This is a genomic window from Methylobacterium sp. V23 (genome assembly GCF_002917135.1).
Taxonomy (GTDB): domain Bacteria; phylum Pseudomonadota; class Alphaproteobacteria; order Rhizobiales; family Beijerinckiaceae; genus Methylobacterium.
Genome location: NZ_PDHT01000036.1, coordinates 21695 through 38499, shown reverse-complemented (window position 1 = coordinate 38499; position 16805 = coordinate 21695). Strand labels below are relative to the sequence as shown.

Annotated in this window: 15 protein-coding genes; 10 read left to right on the top strand and 5 right to left on the bottom strand. The window is 70.4% G+C overall.

The annotated features are described in order from the left end of the window. Positions 1 to 160: 160 nt before the first annotated feature. Positions 161 to 715 carry a dTDP-4-dehydrorhamnose 3,5-epimerase gene (gene rfbC / locus CRT23_RS23410; protein ID WP_103711995.1) on the bottom strand — a complete coding sequence of 185 codons (555 nt, stop codon included), beginning with the start codon at positions 713 to 715 and terminating at the stop codon, positions 161 to 163. 218 nt (positions 716 to 933) lie between these two features. Here rfbC and CRT23_RS23405 point away from each other — a divergent pair, with 218 nt between their 5' ends. After that, the gene (locus tag CRT23_RS23405; RefSeq protein WP_103711994.1) at positions 934 to 1512 is read left to right on the top strand and encodes a hypothetical protein; all 579 of its coding nucleotides are present in this window, start codon (positions 934 to 936) and stop codon (positions 1510 to 1512) included. Positions 1513 to 1532: 20 nt separating this feature from the next. Here the strand turns inward: CRT23_RS23405 and hpxZ are convergent, their stop codons facing one another. The 4 genes from hpxZ to CRT23_RS23385 form a co-directional block, all read right to left on the bottom strand. Beyond that, positions 1533 to 1913, bottom strand: coding sequence for an oxalurate catabolism protein HpxZ (hpxZ, locus tag CRT23_RS23400; RefSeq protein ID WP_103711999.1), 381 nt, complete (start codon positions 1911 to 1913; stop codon positions 1533 to 1535). Positions 1914 to 1924: 11 nt separating this feature from the next. Beyond that, positions 1925 to 3301, bottom strand: coding sequence for an AtzE family amidohydrolase (locus tag CRT23_RS23395; protein WP_245436517.1), 1377 nt, complete (start codon positions 3299 to 3301; stop codon positions 1925 to 1927). A gap of 32 nt (positions 3302 to 3333) precedes the next feature. Then, complete coding sequence (locus tag CRT23_RS23390) at positions 3334 to 3534, bottom strand: AtzG-like protein (protein ID WP_103711993.1); 201 nt, start codon at positions 3532 to 3534, stop codon at positions 3334 to 3336. A gap of 233 nt (positions 3535 to 3767) precedes the next feature. After that, positions 3768 to 4442, bottom strand: coding sequence for a cysteine hydrolase (locus CRT23_RS23385; protein WP_055958214.1), 675 nt, complete (start codon positions 4440 to 4442; stop codon positions 3768 to 3770). 485 nt (positions 4443 to 4927) lie between these two features. On the opposite strand from CRT23_RS23385, the gene CRT23_RS23380 reads away from it, so the two are divergent. From CRT23_RS23380 to xdhC, 9 genes are all read left to right on the top strand, one after another. Beyond that, positions 4928 to 5926, top strand: a complete 999-nt coding sequence (locus CRT23_RS23380) for a hypothetical protein (protein ID WP_103711992.1) — start codon at positions 4928 to 4930, stop codon at positions 5924 to 5926. Between the two features lie 96 nt (positions 5927 to 6022). Then, the gene (locus CRT23_RS23375; protein ID WP_103711991.1) at positions 6023 to 7384 is read left to right on the top strand and encodes an 8-oxoguanine deaminase; all 1362 of its coding nucleotides are present in this window, start codon (positions 6023 to 6025) and stop codon (positions 7382 to 7384) included. Position 7385: 1 nt separating this feature from the next. Then, entirely contained in the window at positions 7386 to 8987 is a 1602-nt protein-coding gene (locus CRT23_RS23370) for an ABC transporter ATP-binding protein (protein ID WP_103711990.1), read from the top strand. After that, entirely contained in the window at positions 8977 to 10053 is a 1077-nt protein-coding gene (locus CRT23_RS23365) for an ABC transporter permease (protein WP_103711989.1), read from the top strand. The genes CRT23_RS23370 and CRT23_RS23365 overlap by 11 nt, the downstream gene beginning before the upstream one ends. Beyond that, complete coding sequence (locus tag CRT23_RS23360) at positions 10050 to 10976, top strand: ABC transporter permease (protein ID WP_103711988.1); 927 nt, start codon at positions 10050 to 10052, stop codon at positions 10974 to 10976. Before CRT23_RS23365 ends, CRT23_RS23360 begins: the two co-directional genes overlap by 4 nt. 29 nt (positions 10977 to 11005) lie before the next feature. After that, on the top strand, positions 11006 to 12082 hold the full coding sequence (locus tag CRT23_RS23355) for a BMP family ABC transporter substrate-binding protein (RefSeq protein ID WP_103711987.1): 1077 nt from the start codon (positions 11006 to 11008) through the stop codon (positions 12080 to 12082). 59 nt (positions 12083 to 12141) lie between these two features. Beyond that, positions 12142 to 13638: a xanthine dehydrogenase small subunit gene (gene xdhA, locus CRT23_RS23350; RefSeq protein ID WP_103711986.1), complete on the top strand. Its 1497-nt coding sequence runs from the start codon at positions 12142 to 12144 to the stop codon at positions 13636 to 13638. Further along, on the top strand, positions 13631 to 15988 hold the full coding sequence (gene xdhB / locus CRT23_RS23345; protein WP_103711985.1) for a xanthine dehydrogenase molybdopterin binding subunit: 2358 nt from the start codon (positions 13631 to 13633) through the stop codon (positions 15986 to 15988). Before xdhA ends, xdhB begins: the two co-directional genes overlap by 8 nt. Continuing rightward, a complete protein-coding gene (xdhC, locus tag CRT23_RS23340) occupies positions 15985 to 16803 on the top strand; it encodes a xanthine dehydrogenase accessory protein XdhC (protein ID WP_245436513.1) in 819 nt (272 codons plus the stop codon). Before xdhB ends, xdhC begins: the two co-directional genes overlap by 4 nt. Positions 16804 to 16805 lie beyond the last annotated feature (2 nt).

The window sequence follows — 16805 nt, the reverse complement described above, 5'->3', positions numbered from 1 at the left end:
GGGCCGATCCGATGAAGCCGCAGCCGCCCGTCACCAAGATGCGCATGGGATGAAAGGTCTCTCGTGAAGGCGATCGGGGGGACGATCCGACGCGTGGGTGATGCCGCGTGACCGGCGCCGGCCGTGCCGTCCGCCGCAAGAATCGTGCGCTGCAAGAGCTTCAGAAAAGCGGCGGAAGATCGGCCAGGCGCGGGGCGATCCGGTCCTTGGCCGAGAGCTGGGCCTGCGCCTCGCTCACCGGCCACGCGATGCCGAGCGCCGGATCGTTCCAGAGCAGGCCGCCATCGTGCTCGGGGCTGTAGACCCCGCCAGCGACCTTGTAGGCCACCATGGTGTCGGGTTCCAGGGTGCAGAAGCCGTGCCCGAAGCCGACCGGAATGTAGAGCTGCTCGCCGGCTTGCGCGTCGAGGCGCACGGCCACGTGCCGGCCGTAGCTGGGCGAGGCGCGCCGCAGGTCGACGGCGACGTCCAGGATGGCCCCCGCGAGCACCCGGACCAGCTTGGCCTGGGCCATGGGAGGGCGCTGGAAGTGCAGGCCCCGCACCGTGCCGCGCGGGGCGGAAAAGGACTGGTTGTCCTGGATGAACACATCCGCGATGCCGGCGCGCGCCAGGATGTCCGCCCGGTACGTCTCGCAAAACCAGCCCCGCGCATCGCCGAAGCGCGTGGGCACCACCCGCCGGACCGCCGGAATCTCCGTCTCAATCACCTGCATGCTCGGGGGACCTCAAGATCGGGAAGCTGGACGACCTTGGCAAGTGTGGATCCCGGCCTGTCAAGGATCGGAGGGGATTTTCGATGGGGCCGCGATGCGTCTGAGCCGTCTCGAGCCCGCGGCCCTGTTTCCGACACAGGACTTCGCGAGAGGGGACGGCGTTTGATGTTGACGGACGACCGCCTCAGCGCGGGGGATGGTCCGGACGGAAAGTATCGATGATCGCCATTCAGATCATATCCGGAACGTTCGGCGCCGGGCCGGGATCTTACGAGTTCGGCGTCTTCGGGTTGCCCGATGGAAGCCTGCGCGGGGTCGAGGACCTGGAGACCTTGACGCTCGCGCCGCCTGAGCAGGTGGTTCCGCGGCGCACCGGTATCACCCGGGGATTGCGGGACGCTCTGGTGGCCACCGGTCCCCTGCCGAACCCGCTCGGCCTCGCCGCGTCTCTCATGCATGCCGGCCTCGATGTCCTCGGGGGCGACGCGCGGCCGACCTGGTCCGTCGAGCTTCGATTCCGGGATGGGGTCCAGGCTCTGGTCCGGACCGATGCCGAGACGGCCGCCCAGATCGAGCGGGACCGTGAGGTGGTGCAGCGCGCCAGCCTGCGCCTGCCTCCACCCCGCTCTGCGGTACCGCCGGACGAGATCCAGCCTCGGATGCCCGCGGTGGCAGAGGGTGAGGCCGCCTCGATCGACGCGTCCGTGCCCGATGGGCAGACCCTGTCCTCCCTCTTCGCTTACGAGAAGCGCGGAGGCCGTGTGCGCCGCCTCTCCAAGGCACTGGACGGCACCTGATCCGCCGCGGTGGAGGGAGATCAGCCCGTGATCGTGCTCACATGGGCCGCGACGACCTTCCAGCCGCCGGGGAAGCGAATCCAGGTCTGGCTCTGGCGTCCGATACGCCCCGGGGCGCTCGACCGGGTGAACAGCGTCATGGCGATTCCGGTATCGGACCCGTAGGTGGTGATGACGGTGTCTCTCAGGTCGCGCGCCAGGCCCTCGGGCGACCGCGCCCGACGGAACGCGCGGATGGCCTCCATCCCGTAGAGGTTCTCGGCCCCACCGTAGCGGATCGTGCGCGCATCATCATGGAACAGGGCCTCCAGCGTCGGCTCATCGTTGCCCACCAGGGCCGCCTCGTAGGCCGCGAAGGCGGCCTCCACCTCGGCCTTCACGGCCGGATCGTCGATGATCATCGCGGTCTCGCTCACAGGTTCGCCACGGGCGCGCGGACGATGCCGTCCCGCTCCAACTGGTGCGCTACGCGAAGGGCGTAAGCCTCGCGCCAAGGAGCGGCGATCACTTGGACGCCGAGGGGCAGGCCGTCGTCCAGGCGCACGGGGACAGCCACCACCGGCAGGCCGACGAAAGAGATCGGCTGGGTGAACACCCCGATATTGGCCCGCACCGGCAGAGTCACCCCGTCGAGGACGAAGGTGGTCTGGCCTGAACGGGGCGCCCGGCAAGGCGTGGCAGGGGCCAGGATCACGTCGACCTCGCGGAACAGTTCGATGACGGCGGCCCGGTACCAGCGGCGGAAACGCTGCGCCCGCTCGACCATCGGGGCCGGGATCATCGCCCCGGCGATCAGCCGGTCGCGTACGGCCGGATCGAAATCCTCCGCCCGGGTCCGCAGGCGATCGAGATGGAGCGCGGCTCCTTCGGCCGCCGTGATGAGGTAGGCCGCCGCCCGCGCACGGGCCGCCTCCGGAATTTCGACGCTGCGCGTGACGCCGAGGGCCCGGGCGATGGCGGCCACCGCCGCGAACGCCTCGGCGTCGCCGCCGCGCGCAAAGTAGCCGCCCGCCACCGCGACGCGCAGGTTCCCCAGCCCGTCGGAGAGGTGAGGCAGAGCCGGCTCTGCGGGTCGCGTCGTGGCCACCGGGTCGTCCGGGTCCGGCCCCTGCATGGCGTCGTAGCTCAGGGCGAGGTCCGTGACGCTGCGCGCCATGGGTCCGACATGGTCGAGGCTGCCGACGAAGGGAAAGCTGCCCGCCCGACTCAGGCGACCGTAGGTCGGTTTGAGGCCGAAGCAGCCGCAGAAGGTGGAGGGGACGCGGATCGAGCCGTTGGTGTCGGAGCCGAGGGCGATCGGCACCAGCCCGGCCCCGACCGCCCCGCCCGAGCCTCCGGACGAGCCGCCGGACATGTGATCGAGATCGTGCGGGTTCCGAGTCGATCCGTCATGGACGTTCTCGCCGGTGAAATCGTAGGCGTATTCGCCCATGTTGAGGCCGCCGACGAGGATCGCGCCCGCCGCCTCGAGCCGGCGCACCAGGGCGCCGTCGCGCTCCGCCGGGGCCCGATCGCGGTTGATCTTCGCACCGGCGCGGGTCGGCAGACCAGCAATGTCGAACAAATTCTTGACCGCGAAGGGCACGCCGGCCAGCGGACCCAGGGGCTCGCCCCGATCGCGGGCCGCATCCAGGACCTCGGCGCGGGCCTGGGCGCGCGGGGCGAGAATGTCCGTGAAGGCATTCACCGCACCGTCGACCCGCGCGATGCGCGCCAGGGTCGCGGCGACGTTCGCGCCGGCGCTGGTCGTCCCATCCCGAAACGCCGCCGCCAGCGCCTCGGCCGTCATCGTGCTCGGATCGTGCATCGTGTCCGGACCGTTCATGCTTCGTAGACCGGGGCGGCATCCACCTCGTCGGGCAGGGAAAACGCGGCCACATGCGCGGCGGCCGCGCGCAGGACCGCGAGGTTGCTTCCGATGGCGCCGATCCAGGCTGGATCGAGGGGGATGGCGAGCAGCCCGGCCGCTGCCTCGATGTAGGCGTCGAGGCCATTGGCCGGTGGATCGTTGCGCTCCGACATGCGCTGTCTCCTAAAGATGTCGCGTCTCCGCGTGAGGGTGATCCCGGCTAAAGGGGGGACTCGGCCGGCCCGGCGAAACAGGATGAGCTGGACGAAGGTGCCGCGTCGTCGGGGCCGGAAGCAAGCGTCAGGCCGGGCGACGGCCCCGGAGCGCGGGCCGGGCCGATCCTGCGGCCTTGCGGCAACGCGCTCCGCAGGCCCGAAGGTTCGGTTCCCCCCGTGTCGGGCGCATCTCAGGATGTGCCGCTCAGGGCTGCGATCACCGCCGCCGAGGAGGCGACCCAGCCGAAGATTCCACCCTGTGCGGCAATCATCGCGAGGCCGACACGATGGAATTCGGGGAAGTAGGAGGCGCAGCCATCCCCGACCGCCACGCAGCGATAGCCGCGGTCGTTGCCCTCTCGGATCGTGGTGTGCACGCAGACCTCGGTGGTGACTCCGCAGACGAGCAGGGTCGCGATGCGGCGGGCGGCCAGGACCGCACCGAGATCCGTGGCGTAGAAAGCGCCCTTCCCCGGCTTGTCGATGACCACCTCGCCCCGCATCGGTGCCAATGCGGGAACGATGCCGTGGCCCGGCTCGCCGCGGATCAGGATGCGGCCCATCGGGCCCGGAGCGCCGATCCGTGCGCTGGGCTCGCCCCGTTCCAGCTTGGCCGGCGGCGCATCGGACAGGTCCGGCTTGTGGCCCTCCCGCGTATGCACGACTAGAAGCCCTGCGCCCCGGGCCGCGGTGAGGACGGCCCGGATCGGCGGCACGGCGGCCTGGAGGAGCGACACGTCGTTGCCCAGGCTTTCACCGAAGCCGCCCGGCTCCAGAAAATCGCGCTGCATGTCGATCACCACCAGCGCGGTCGTCGCCGGATCGATCGTCAGGGGGGCGGGCTCGGCCGCGAGGATGTGGGGCATGCCGGGATACCGGGCCGGAGGAGCGTCGGCGCGACGGATGCAAGGACCGTGCGGCCGCCGCGAATCTGCGGATGATGATGGCGGCAGGATCGACGATGGGCACGCCTGAATTCTTCGCGATGCGGCATCGTTCCGATGCAGGCCGGGGACCGTTCCGGCGCTGTACCCAGCCTCGCACTGCAGGGGGCGATGCCAAGGAGCGAGGCCGACGTGCGGCGCGGCGGACGCGCCTGCGATGTTTCCGGGCCTCCGTGGGCTTCCGGGACTCCGTCGTCCTGCCGGCGTGTTCGTCACCGCGCTTTCGGACGGCGCGGGTTAGGGGAAGGGCGCGGGTTTCCCCCGTTGCCCTGCCCTGCCGCCGCCGGCCGCGTCTCGGAGTGTTGCGGAATTACGCCAGTCACCCGCGACCCCTTTGCGGCGATCGCCCCTGGCACATCGGTTGCTGCGATGCCGGCAACTGGGCGTCCAAGCCCTTGGGGGACGTTATGACCATCACAGCATTTCTAAGACCCCTGACGGCTGTCGCCCTGGGCCTGGCCACCCTCACGCCCGCCCTGGCCGCCGACCTCGACAAGAGGCCTCCGGCCGCCCCGCCGGAGGGTCCGTCCTCGTTCTTCCTGTTCTCGGACACCCAGGTCAGCTACCGCTACCAGTTCCCCGCGGCCAACCCGGGCAGCCAGGTCCAGCGCGCCGATGGCAGCTTCCGCAACCAGGATGCTCCCAAGCACATCCTCAACATCTCGCACGCCGATGCCTGGGCGTACGGGACGAACTTCTTCTCCCTCGACATCCTCAAGTCGGGCGCCCAGTTCCCGGCCGGCACCACCGACGGCTTCGGCGTGCCGACCTTCTCCGATTCTGGAAACACCGAGGCCTACGGCCTCTACCGCGGCACCCTGAGCCTGAACGCGCTGACCGGCACCAAGGCCTTCGTCGTGCCAGGCCTCATCAAGGACGTCTCGCTCGCCTTCGGCTTCGACGCCAACGCCCAGAACGACGCCTTCGGCTCGAAGAAGCGCGACGTGGTGGGCGGTCTGAACTTCGCCTTCGACGTCCCGGTCGGCTTCCTCAACGCCTCGGTGCAGGCCTACAAGGAGTGGAACCGCAACGGCTTCAACGTGGCGCCCAACCGCGACGTCAGCTTCGACACCGTGCCCGAGTTCGAGATCGTCTACAACTTCCCGCTGACCTTCACGGGCCTGCCCCTGAGCATCGCCGGCTTCAACAACATCGTCCTACCCAAGGGTCGGGGCGTGAACGATCCGGGGGCGTTCGCCTTCAACCCGAAAACGGGCCTGGAATTCCTCTCGCGGACCAACTTGGTTCTCGATGTCGGCAAGCTGATCTACGATCAGCCCAACCGGGTCGATGTGTTCATCGGGTTCCAGTACTGGCACAACAAATTCGGTAACATCGAGCGGGCGGACTTCAAGGGCACGGAGGAGAAGAGCTTCCTGGCCGGCGTGGCCTTCCACGTGTTCTAGAAGCCCGGTGTCGCGCTTCGACCGATCCCTCGATCACGATGCATGATGCCCGCACGGGACGGCAGCCGATGCGAGCCCAGGGAGATAACGGACGATATGGTCGAGTCCAGCCCATCGAAGCGCCTCTGGATCCGCAATCCTCTGGCGATCCTGGCACCAGAATCCGGCGGTGGCCTCGTCGTCGAGGGCTCCCGCATCGTCGAGCGGGTACGGGCCGGGGCGACGCCCGCTGCGCCCGTGGACGAGACCTTCGACGCCGGCCGCCACGTGGTCATCCCAGGTCTCGTCAACACCCACCACCACTTCTTCCAGACGCTGACCCGCGCCCATCCGGTGGCGATCAACAAACCGCTCTTTCCGTGGCTGAAGGCGCTCTACACCGTCTGGGACAGGATCACCCCCGAGGCGTTCCGGCTGGCGACCCGGCTCGCCTATACCGAGCTGCTGCTCTCCGGCTGCACCACGGCCGGTGATCACCACTACCTCTTTCCCAAGGGGCTGGAATCCTCCGTCGACATCCAGGTCGAAGAGGCCGGGCCGGTCGGGATCCGCGCCTTCGTCACCCGCGGCTCGATGAGCCTGTCCGAGCGCGACGGCGGACTGCCGCCCGAATGTCTGACCCAGGACGATGACACCATCCTGGCCGACAGCGAGCGGGTGCTGCGCCTGTTCCACGACCCCAAGCCCGGCGCGATGGTACAGATCGGGCTGGCCCCCTGCTCGCCTTTCAACGTGACGAAGCGGCTGATGCGCGAGAGCGCGGCGCTGGCCGAGCGCCACGATTGCCGCCTGCACACCCATCTCGGCGAGACGCTGGACGAAGACCGCTACTGCGTCGAGCTGTTCGGCCAGCGCCCGGTGGATTACCTCGAGGAGGTGGGCTGGATGGGCTCGCGCACCTGGCTTGCCCACGGCATCCACTTCAATGACGCCGAGGTGAAGCGTCTCGGGGCGGCCGGCGTCGGCGTATGTCACTGCCCGACCTCGAACATGACGCTGGCCTCCGGCCAGTGCCGGACCTGCGAGCTGGAGGCCGCCGGCAGCCCCGTCGGCCTCGGAGTCGACGGTTCAGCCTCGAACGACAGCTCGAACCTGATGGAGGGCGTCCGCCACGCCCTGATGATCAACCGCCTGACCTACGGGGCCGAGGCCGTGACCCATCTCGACGCCCTGCGCTGGGCGACGGAGGGGTCCGCCGCCTGCCTTGGACGGACCGATATCGGCCGGATCGCGGAGGGCTGCGAGGCGGATCTGGCGCTGTTCACCCTCGACGAACTGCGCTTTTCCGGCGCGCACGATCCGCTGGCTGCCCTGGTTCTCTGCGGCGCGCACCGGGCCGACCGCGTGATGGTGGCAGGCTCCTGGCGCGTGGTCGACGGCCAACCCCTCGGAATCGAGACCGAGCAGCTGCGCGAGGCCCACTCCCGTCTCGCCCGCACCCTGTTCGGAACCCTCTAGGGTGACCCCGGTCGTCCCCCCGGCCCGAACGGAGGGGCCGACGCCTCTGTTCGGCGCCTACGGCATCGTCAAGCGCTTCGGCGACTTCACGGCCAATGACGGGATCGACCTGGAGATCCGGGCCGGCGAAATCCATGCCCTGCTCGGCGAGAACGGCGCCGGCAAGTCGACCCTGATGAAGATTCTCTACGGGCTCCTGGAGCCCACCGAAGGCGTGGTCACCCATCGCGGCGACGTCGTGCGCCTCGCCAATCCGGAGGCGGCCCGGGCGCTGGGCATCGGCATGGTGTTCCAGCACTTCTCCCTGTGCGAGAACCTGACGGTCGCCGAGAACATCGCCCTGGTCATGCCGCGGGCCTTACGGGGACGGACCCTGAAAGCGCGCATTGCTGCGGTCGGCGGGACCTACGGGCTGCACCTCGACCCGGATCGGCCCGTCTGGTCGCTCTCGGCCGGCGAGCGCCAGCGCATCGAGATCATCCGCTGCCTCCTGCAGGACCCGCACCTCGTGATCCTGGACGAGCCGACCTCGGTGCTGACGCCCGGCGAGGCGGACCTGCTGTTCGGCGTGCTGGAGCGCCTGCGCGACGAGGGTCGGGCGCTGCTCTATATCTCCCATCGCCTCGACGAGGTGCGCCGGCTCTGCGCGCGTGCCACCATCCTGCGCGGCGGCCGGGTGGTGGGAACCTGCGACCCGCGCGCCGAGACCGCCCGGTCGCTCGCCGCCATGATGGTGGGGGCGCAGGTGGGCGAGGTAACGCCGCCCGCCGGGCAGGCAGCCGGACCCGCGCGTCTGGTCCTGGCCGGGCTCACCCTCCCCGCTCCCGGGCTGCACGGCACCGCCCTCAACCGCGTTTCGCTCAGCGTGCGCGGCGGTGAGATCGTGGGCATCGCGGGAATCGCCGGCAACGGGCAGGCGGAGCTGTTCGACGCCCTCTCTGGTGAGACCCTGGCGTCCGAGCTCGGGATGGTGCGGTTCGACGGCGTGATGTCCGGGCGCCTCGGGATCACGGCCCGGCGGCGGGGCGGCGCCGGCTTCGTACCGGAGGACCGCAACGGCCACGGCGCGGCCCCGACCCTGAGCCTGTCCGACAACGCGATCCTGTCGCGTCGCGCCACGGCAGGCCTGAGCCGCTTCGGATTCCTGCGTCGCGCCGTCGCGAAATCCCTCGCCCGCGCCGTCATCGACGCCTTCGACGTGCGTGGGGCGGGGTCCGATCCCGCCGCCGGTACCCTGTCGGGCGGCAACCTGCAGAAGTACCTAATGGGGCGCGAGATCCTGGCCGAACCCGGCATCCTCGTGGTCAACCAGCCGACCTGGGGCGTCGACGCCCTGGCCGCCGCCCATATCCGGCAGGCGCTCCTCGACCTGGCGGAGCGGGGCACCGCCGTGCTGGTGATGAGCCAGGACCTCGACGAACTGTTCGCGATCGCCGGGCGGATCGCGGTATTGCACGACGGCACATTGTCGCCGGCCGTGCCGGCGGCCGAAACCACGCGTGAGACCCTGGGCCTGCTCATGGGTGGGTCGGAGCCAGCGCGCATTCCGCCGCCCGCATCGGTCCTTGCGGACACCCCCTGGGGGCCGACCCATGCGCATTGACCTGACGCCGCGCGCCAACCGCTCGGCCCTGTTGGATGCGCTCTCGCCCATCCTGGCCTTCCTGGCCGCCCTGGTGGTCGGTGGCCTCGTGGTATCCGCCCTCGGCCGATCTCCGGCCGCCGCCTTCGTGACGTACTTCGTGGCGCCCCTGAGTGAGGTCTGGTCGCTGCAGGAGGTGGCCATCAAGGCCGCGCCGCTCGCCCTCATCGCCACGGGCCTCGCCTTCTGCTTTCGTGCCAACATCTGGAATATCGGGGCGGAGGGACAGTTCGTCATGGGCGGCCTGTTCGGCGGCTGGATCGGCGTCGCCACCCACGGGGCCACCGGCAACACCGCCTGGGTACTGCCCCTGATGCTGGTCGTCGGGACACTGGCCGGCCTGCTCTACGCGCTGATTCCCGCCCTGCTGAAGGTCCGCCTCGGGGTTTCGGAGATCCTGACCAGCCTGATGCTGGTCTATGTCGCCGAACTGCTGCTCGACTACATGGCGCGGGGGCCCTTGCGGGATCCGGCCGGCTTCAACTTCCCCCAGAGCGTCCCCTTCGATGAAGCGGCGCGCCTGCCCTACCTGATGGAGGGCGACACCCTGCATGCCGGCGTGGCCATCGCACTGGTGGTCCTCGGCCTCGCCACGCTGGTGCTCGCCCGGACCCTGTTCGGCTTCACCGTTCGGGTGGTGGGCGCGAGCCCGCGCGCGGCGCGCTTCGCCGGCTTCAGCGATGCGCGCCTGACCCTGGCGGTCTTCGCCGTCTCCGGAGCGGCCGCGGGCCTCGCGGGCATCTCCGAGGTGGCGGGCAGGATCGGCCAGCTCCAGCCCTCGATCTCGCCCGGCTACGGGTTCACCGCCATCATCGTCGCGTTCCTGGGGCGACTCTCTCCGGTGGGAATCCTGGTCGCCGCCCTCGTCATCGCCCTCACCACCATCGGCGGCGAGGGCGCGCAGATCGACCTGAAGCTGCCCCTCGACCTCACGCGTGCCTTCCAGGGCCTGCTCCTCGCCCTGGTGCTCGGAGCCGACGCCCTGTCGCGCTACCGGGTCCGCCTTGTGCCGGGAGGTGCCGCGTGAGCCTCGACATCCTGCAGATGGTGCTCGTCACCATCATCGCCGCCGCCACGCCGCTGATGATCGCGGCCCTCGGCGAACTCGTCGTCGAGCGTGCGGGCGTCCTCAACCTCGGCGTCGAGGGCATGATGGTGCTGGGGGCGGCCACCGGCTTCGCCGTGGCGGTGGAAACCGGGTCGACCCTGGTGGGCGCGGCGGCCGGGGCCGGGGCAGGCCTCGCCCTCGCGGCCCTTTTCGGGCTTCTCACCGTGGTCCTGAGTGCCAATCAGGTCGCCTCCGGCCTCGCTATGACGATCCTCGGCCTCGGTCTCTCGGGCCTCGTCGGCGCGTCCTATGTCGGCTTGAAGCGCGAGCCGGCGCCGCATCTCGACCTGCCTGGCCTTACGGATCTTCCCGGCATCGGACGTCTGGTCTTCGGGCAGGACGGCTTCGTGTACTTCGCCTTCGCGCTGGCGGCGGGGGTGTGGTGGTTCCTCTGGCGCACCCGCACCGGCCTGATCCTGCGGGCCATCGGCGACGACCACACCGCGACGCATGCGCTCGGGCTCCAGGTCCGCACGGTCCGATTCCGTGCCGTGCTGTTCGGGGGGGCCTGCGCGGGCCTCGCCGGGGCCTACCTGTCGCTGTCCTACACCCCATTCTGGGCGCCCGCGATGACGGCCGGGCGGGGCTGGATCGCCCTCGCCCTCGTGGTCTTCGCCTCCTGGCGCCCACTCCGGGTGCTGGCGGGAGCGATGCTGTTCGGCGGCGCCACGGTGCTCCAGCTCAACGCTCAGGCCGCCGGCATCGGCCTGCCGGGACAGCTCCTCTCCGCCCTGCCCTACCTCGCCACCATCCTGGCCCTGGTCTTGCTCTCCCTCGGCAGGCGCCAGGGCGGCTCCCTCGCCCCGGCGTCGCTCGGCCGGGTCTTCACCCCGCACCGGTAGGCGCGCGTACCTCGAAGGATCTCGGAACGATGCGGATTGTGCAGGGGACCCTGGTGGCCGTTCTCGCCCTCGGAATCGGAGGCGCGCAGGCCCAGGAGAAGAAGCCCGGCGAGAAGCTGAAGGTCGGCTTCGTCTATGTCGGACCGGTGGCCGATTACGGCTACTCGTACCAGCACGACCAGAGCCGCAAGGCGCTCGCAGCAGCCCTGGGCGACAAGGTCGAGACCAGCTTCCTCGAGAACGTGCCCGAGGCCGACAGCGAGCGCTCCATCGAGAGCCTCGCGCGCTCCGGCCACGGCCTGATCTTCACCACCTCGTTCGGCTTCATGGAGCCGACGCTGAAGGTCGCCAAGAAATTTCCCAAGCTGAAGTTCGAGCATGCCACCGGCTACAAGCGCGCGGCCAATGTTTCGACCTACTCGGCCCGGTTCTACGAGGGCCGTTACCTCTGCGGCGAGATCGCCGGCCGACTCTCGAAGACGGGCACCCTCGGGTACATCGCCTCGTTCCCGATTCCGGAGGTGGTGAGCGGCATCAACGCCTTCATGCTCGGCGCCCAGTCGGTGAACCCCAATATCAAGCTCAAGATCGTCTGGGTGAACACCTGGTTCGATCCCGGCAAGGAGGCCGAGGCCGCCAAGGCTCTGCTGGCCCAGGGCGCCGACATCCTGTCGCAGCACACCGATTCCGCCGCGCCGTTGCAGGAGGCGGAGAAGCAGGGCAAGCTCGCCTTCGGACAATCCTCCGACCAGATGCGCTTCGCGCCGAAGGCCCAGCTCACCTCCATCGTCGACGATTGGGACGGCTACGTCATCGGCGAGGCCAAGGCCGTCCTCGACGGCACCTGGAAGAGCCGCGACACCTGGGGCGGCATCAAGGACGGCATGGTCGTGCTGGCGCCCTTCGCCAACATGCCCGACGACGTGAAGGCCAAGGCCGAGGCCACCAAGAAGGCGATCGCGGACGGCACGCTCCACCCGTTTCACGGTCCGGTATACAAGCAGGATGGTACAGAGGTCGTGAAGGCCGGCGAGAACGCCCCCGACCCGATGATCCTCGGCATGAACTGGTACGTGAAGGGCATTGGCGACACGCTTCCGCATTAGCCCGGTCGCGAACTGTCCCGTGGGGGGCGACGAATCGGCGTTCGAACACGAGAGGCCGCATGAGACACGCCATCCGCTTCCTCCTCGGCCCTGACGCGCGCACGATCGAGACCTGTGACCCGACGCTGACGGTGCTCGACTGGCTGCGCGGGTCCGAGCGGCTGACCGGCACCAAGGAGGGCTGCAACGAGGGGGATTGCGGGGCCTGCACCGTGGTCGTGGTGCGCCCCGAGGGGCCGCCCGGCGCCGAGCGCCTGCGCTACCGCACGGTCGACGCCTGCATCACCTTCCTGGGTATGCTCGACGGGTGCCAGCTTCTCACCGTGGAGCACCTGCGCGGGGCCGACGGGACCCTGCATCCGGTCCAGCGCCTGATGGTGGAGGAGCACGGCTCGCAATGCGGCTTCTGCACGCCGGGCTTCGTGATGTCGCTGTTCGCCCTGACCAAGGACCGGCCCGCCGCAACCGGGGAGGCCTGGACGTCCGCGAGTCCCATCGACGACGCGCTCGCCGGCAATCTCTGCCGCTGCACCGGCTACGCGCCCATCGTGCGCGCCGCTGAGCGGGCGCTGGCCGCCCCCGAGGCGGATGCCTTCGACGCCGCCCACGACGACACCCTCGCCCGGCTGCTGGCCCTGCGTGACGATGAGACCGTGGCAGTCTCCGGTCCGAAGGGGCGCTTCCTCGCGCCCGCCACCATCCAGGGGGTCGTCGACCTCATGGCCGAGCACCCGGATGCGACCCTCGTCGCCGGGGCCACCGACGTCGCCCTCTGGGTAACGAAGGGTCTGCGCGTCCTCGACCCCGTGATCTGGCTCGGGCGGGTGCCCATGCTGCGCGGCATCGGCGAGGCCGCCGACCATCTTTATCTCGGGGCGGGCGTGAGCCTCGCCGAAGCCGGGCTGCACCTCTCGCGCCTGCATCCGGATCTCGGCGAGCTGTTCCGCCGGCACGGTGCCGCCCAGACCCGCAATGCCGGCACGCTCGGAGGAAACATCGCCAACGGTTCGCCGATCGGCGATGCGGCGCCGGCGCTGATCGCGCTGGGCGCGCGCCTCCACCTGATCGGCCGGGGCACCGAGCGCGAGATCCCCCTGGAGGATTTCTTCCTCGCCTACGGGCGGCAGGACCTGCGGCCGGGCGAGTTCGTCGGCGGGGTCCGGGTGCCGAAGCTCGGCCCCGACGCGCTGTTTCGCGCCTACAAGATCTCGAAGCGCTTCGATGAGGACATCTCCGCCGTGCTCGGCGCCTTCCGGGTGACCCTCGCGGGCGGCACGATCCGGGAGGCGCGCATCGCCTATGGCGGCATGGCGGGCACGCCCGGGCGCGCGGCACGGGCCGAGGCCGCCCTGGTGGGCCGGCCCCTCGACGCGGCCGTCGTGCCGGCCTTCAAGGTTGCGTTGGCCCAGGATTTCACGCCGCTCACCGACATGCGGGCGACGGCCGGCTACCGCCTCAGGGTGGCCGGCAACCTGATCGAGCGCCTGATCCACGAGGCCGCGCCGCGGGCGCCGGAGACCCGTCTCGCCTCCGTGGGAGCCCTGGCCCATGCTTGATCGCACGCCCCCAGCCCCGAAGGCCGACGACCGGATCGCGGGCGGGGCCCACACGTCGCGCATCCACGACAGCGCCGCGCGCCATGTCGGCGGCACCGCGATCTACATCGACGACATGGCCGAGCCGGCCGGCCTGCTCCACGTCTGCCTGGGGCTGAGCGCGCGCGCCCATGCCCGCCTCGTCTCGGTGGACCTCGCTCCCGTGCGGAGCGCCGAGGGCGTGGTCGCGGTGTTCACCGCTGCCGACGTGCCGGGCGTCAACGAGATCTCCTCCTCGCACCGGGACGACGAGCCGATGCTGGCGGAGGACACGGTGTCCTATCTCGGCCAGCCGATCTTCGCCGTGGCGGCCCTGACCCGCGCTGCGGCGCGCCACGCCGCACGCCGCGCCGTCATCGCCTACGAGGATCTCGAGCCCGTCCTCACCTTCCGGCAAGCGCGGGCGGACGGAAACCTCGTCTGGCCCCCGATGACCCTGACGCGGGGCGATTCCGACGCGGTGCTGGCGCAGGCCCCCGGCATCGTCCGCGGCCGGATGGCCATCGGCGGCCAGGAGCACTTCTACCTCGAGGGCCAGATCGCGCTGGCGGTTCCGGGGGAGGACGACGAGGTCACCGTCTACACCTCGACCCAGCACCCCTCCGAGGCGCAAGCGCTCGTCGCCAAGGTGCTGGGCACGGTGAACTCGGCCGTGACGGCCGAGGTCCGCCGGATGGGCGGCGGCTTCGGCGGCAAGGAGAGCCAGTCCAACCTGTTCGCCTGCGTGGCGGCCCTGGTGGCCAAGAAGACCGGCCGCGCCGCCAAGATCCGGCCGGATCGCGACGACGACATGGTCATCACCGGCAAGCGCCACGATTTCGAAGTCGACTACCTCGTGGGCCACGACGCGGAGGGCAGGATCCTCGCCGTCGACATGCAGCTCGCCGCCCGTTGCGGCTGGGCCGCCGACCTGTCCGGCCCGGTCACCGACCGGGCCCTGTTCCACGCCGACAACTGCTATCATTACCCGGCGGTGCACCTGACCTCGCGGCCCTACCGCACGAACACCCAGTCCAACACCGCCTTTCGGGGCTTCGGCGGCCCCCAGGGCATGGTGGCGGCCGAGCGGGTGATCGAGGAGGTGGCCTATGCCTGCGGCCTCGACCCGCTGGAGGTGCGCAAGCGCAATTTCTACGGCACCGAGACCGACAACGTCACGCCCTACCACCAGACCATTTCCGATAATTGTATCCGGGATTTGGTGGCAAAACTGGAAGTCGATTGTGAGTATGCCGCGCGCCGCGCGGCCCTGCATGCGGCGAATGAAGCGAGCCCGGTGATCAAGCGCGGCATCGCCCTGACGCCGGTGAAATTCGGCATCTCCTTCACCTCCACCGCCTACAACCAGGCCGGCGCCCTGGTGCACATCTACAACGACGGCTCGGTCGGCCTGAACCATGGCGGTACCGAGATGGGCCAGGGGCTCTACGTCAAGGTCGCGCAGGTGGTGGCGGAGGAGTTCCAGATCGACGCCGACCGTGTCCGCATCACCGCGACCACCACCGGCAAGGTGCCGAATACCTCGGCCACCGCCGCCTCCTCGGGAGCCGACCTCAACGGCATGGCGGCCCGCGCCGCCGCCCAGACCCTGAAGGGCCGCCTAGTCGCCTTCGCGGCGGAGGCCTGGAGCGTCGAGCCCGAGACCGTGCTGTTCCTGCCCAACCGGGTCCGGGTGGGGAACCAGGAGATCCCCTGGGCGGACCTGATCCACAAGGCCTACCTCGCCCGCATCCCGCTCTCCGCCACGGGCTTCTACAAGACGCCGACCATCCATTGGGACCGCGATGCGGGCCGGGGCCACCCGTTCTACTACTTCGCCTATGGCGCGGCCTGCGTGCAGGCGGCGGTGGATACGCTGACCGGCGAGTACCGGATCGAGCGGGCCGACATCCTGCACGATTGCGGCCGCTCCCTGAACCCGGCCGTGGACAAGGGCCAGATCGAGGGCGGCTTCATCCAGGGGCTCGGCTGGCTCACCACCGAGGAATTGTGGTGGGACGGCACGGGCGCCTTACGCACCCACGCCCCCTCCACCTACAAGATCCCGGCCTGCGGCGACCGTCCGCGGATCTTCAACGTGGCCCTCTACGCGAACGAGAACCGCGAGGAGACGATCTACCGCTCGAAGGCGGTGGGCGAGCCGCCGCTGATGCTCGGCATTGCCGGCCTGCACGCGCTCTCGGATGCGGTGGCGAGCGTCGCCGGCCATCGGCACTGTCCGCGCCTCGATGCGCCGGCGACGCCGGAGCGCGTCCTCGACGCCGTCGACCGGATGCGGGCGCTGGCAGACGCGCCACCTGCGCAGCCGTGAGCCTCGACCCGTCGGAGACGCTGTCGGCGACCCTGGCGACCGCCCTTGCGGCGGGCACGCCGGCGGCCCTGGTCACCGTGTCCGAGGCGCTGGGCTCGACGCCGCGCGCAGCCGGCACCGCCATGCTGGTGATGCCGGACCGGGTCGCCGGCACCGTCGGGGGCGGCACCTACGAATGGGCGGGCATCGCCCGCGCCCGGGAACTCCTGGCGGCGGGCGAGGCCGAGGCGACCCTGCGCAGGCCCCTGGGACCCGAGACCGGCCAGTGCTGCGGCGGGCACGTGACCCTGGCGATCCGCCGGGCCGATGCCGCGACGCTCGCCGCCCTCCGGGCCTCGGAGGCCGAATCCGCCGCAAGGGCGCCCCTGGTGATGATCTACGGTGCGGGCCATGTCGGGCGCGCCCTGGCCCTGGCCCTCGACCCGCTGCCCGTCCGTCCGCGGATCATCGATGACCGGCCCGAGGAGATCGCGCGGGTTTCGGGCACGCGCGTCGCACGGGTCGTCGGCTCGGCCAGCGCCGCGGCCGAGGCTGCGCCGCCCGGGGCCGCCCACGTGGTGGTCACGCACAGCCACGCCCTCGACAGCCTGATCTGCGCCAGCCTGCTGGAGGCGAACACCTTCGCGTATCTCGGCCTGATCGGGTCCTCCACGAAGCGGGCGACCTTCCTCTCCGCCTTTCGGGCGATGGGCTTGGACGAGGCGGCGCTGGCCCGCCTCGTCTGCCCGATCGGCGGGACGCGTGTGCGCGACAAGCGCCCCGCGGTGATCGCCGCCCTGGTGGCGGCCGAACTCATCGCCGCCTTCGCGCCCTGAGC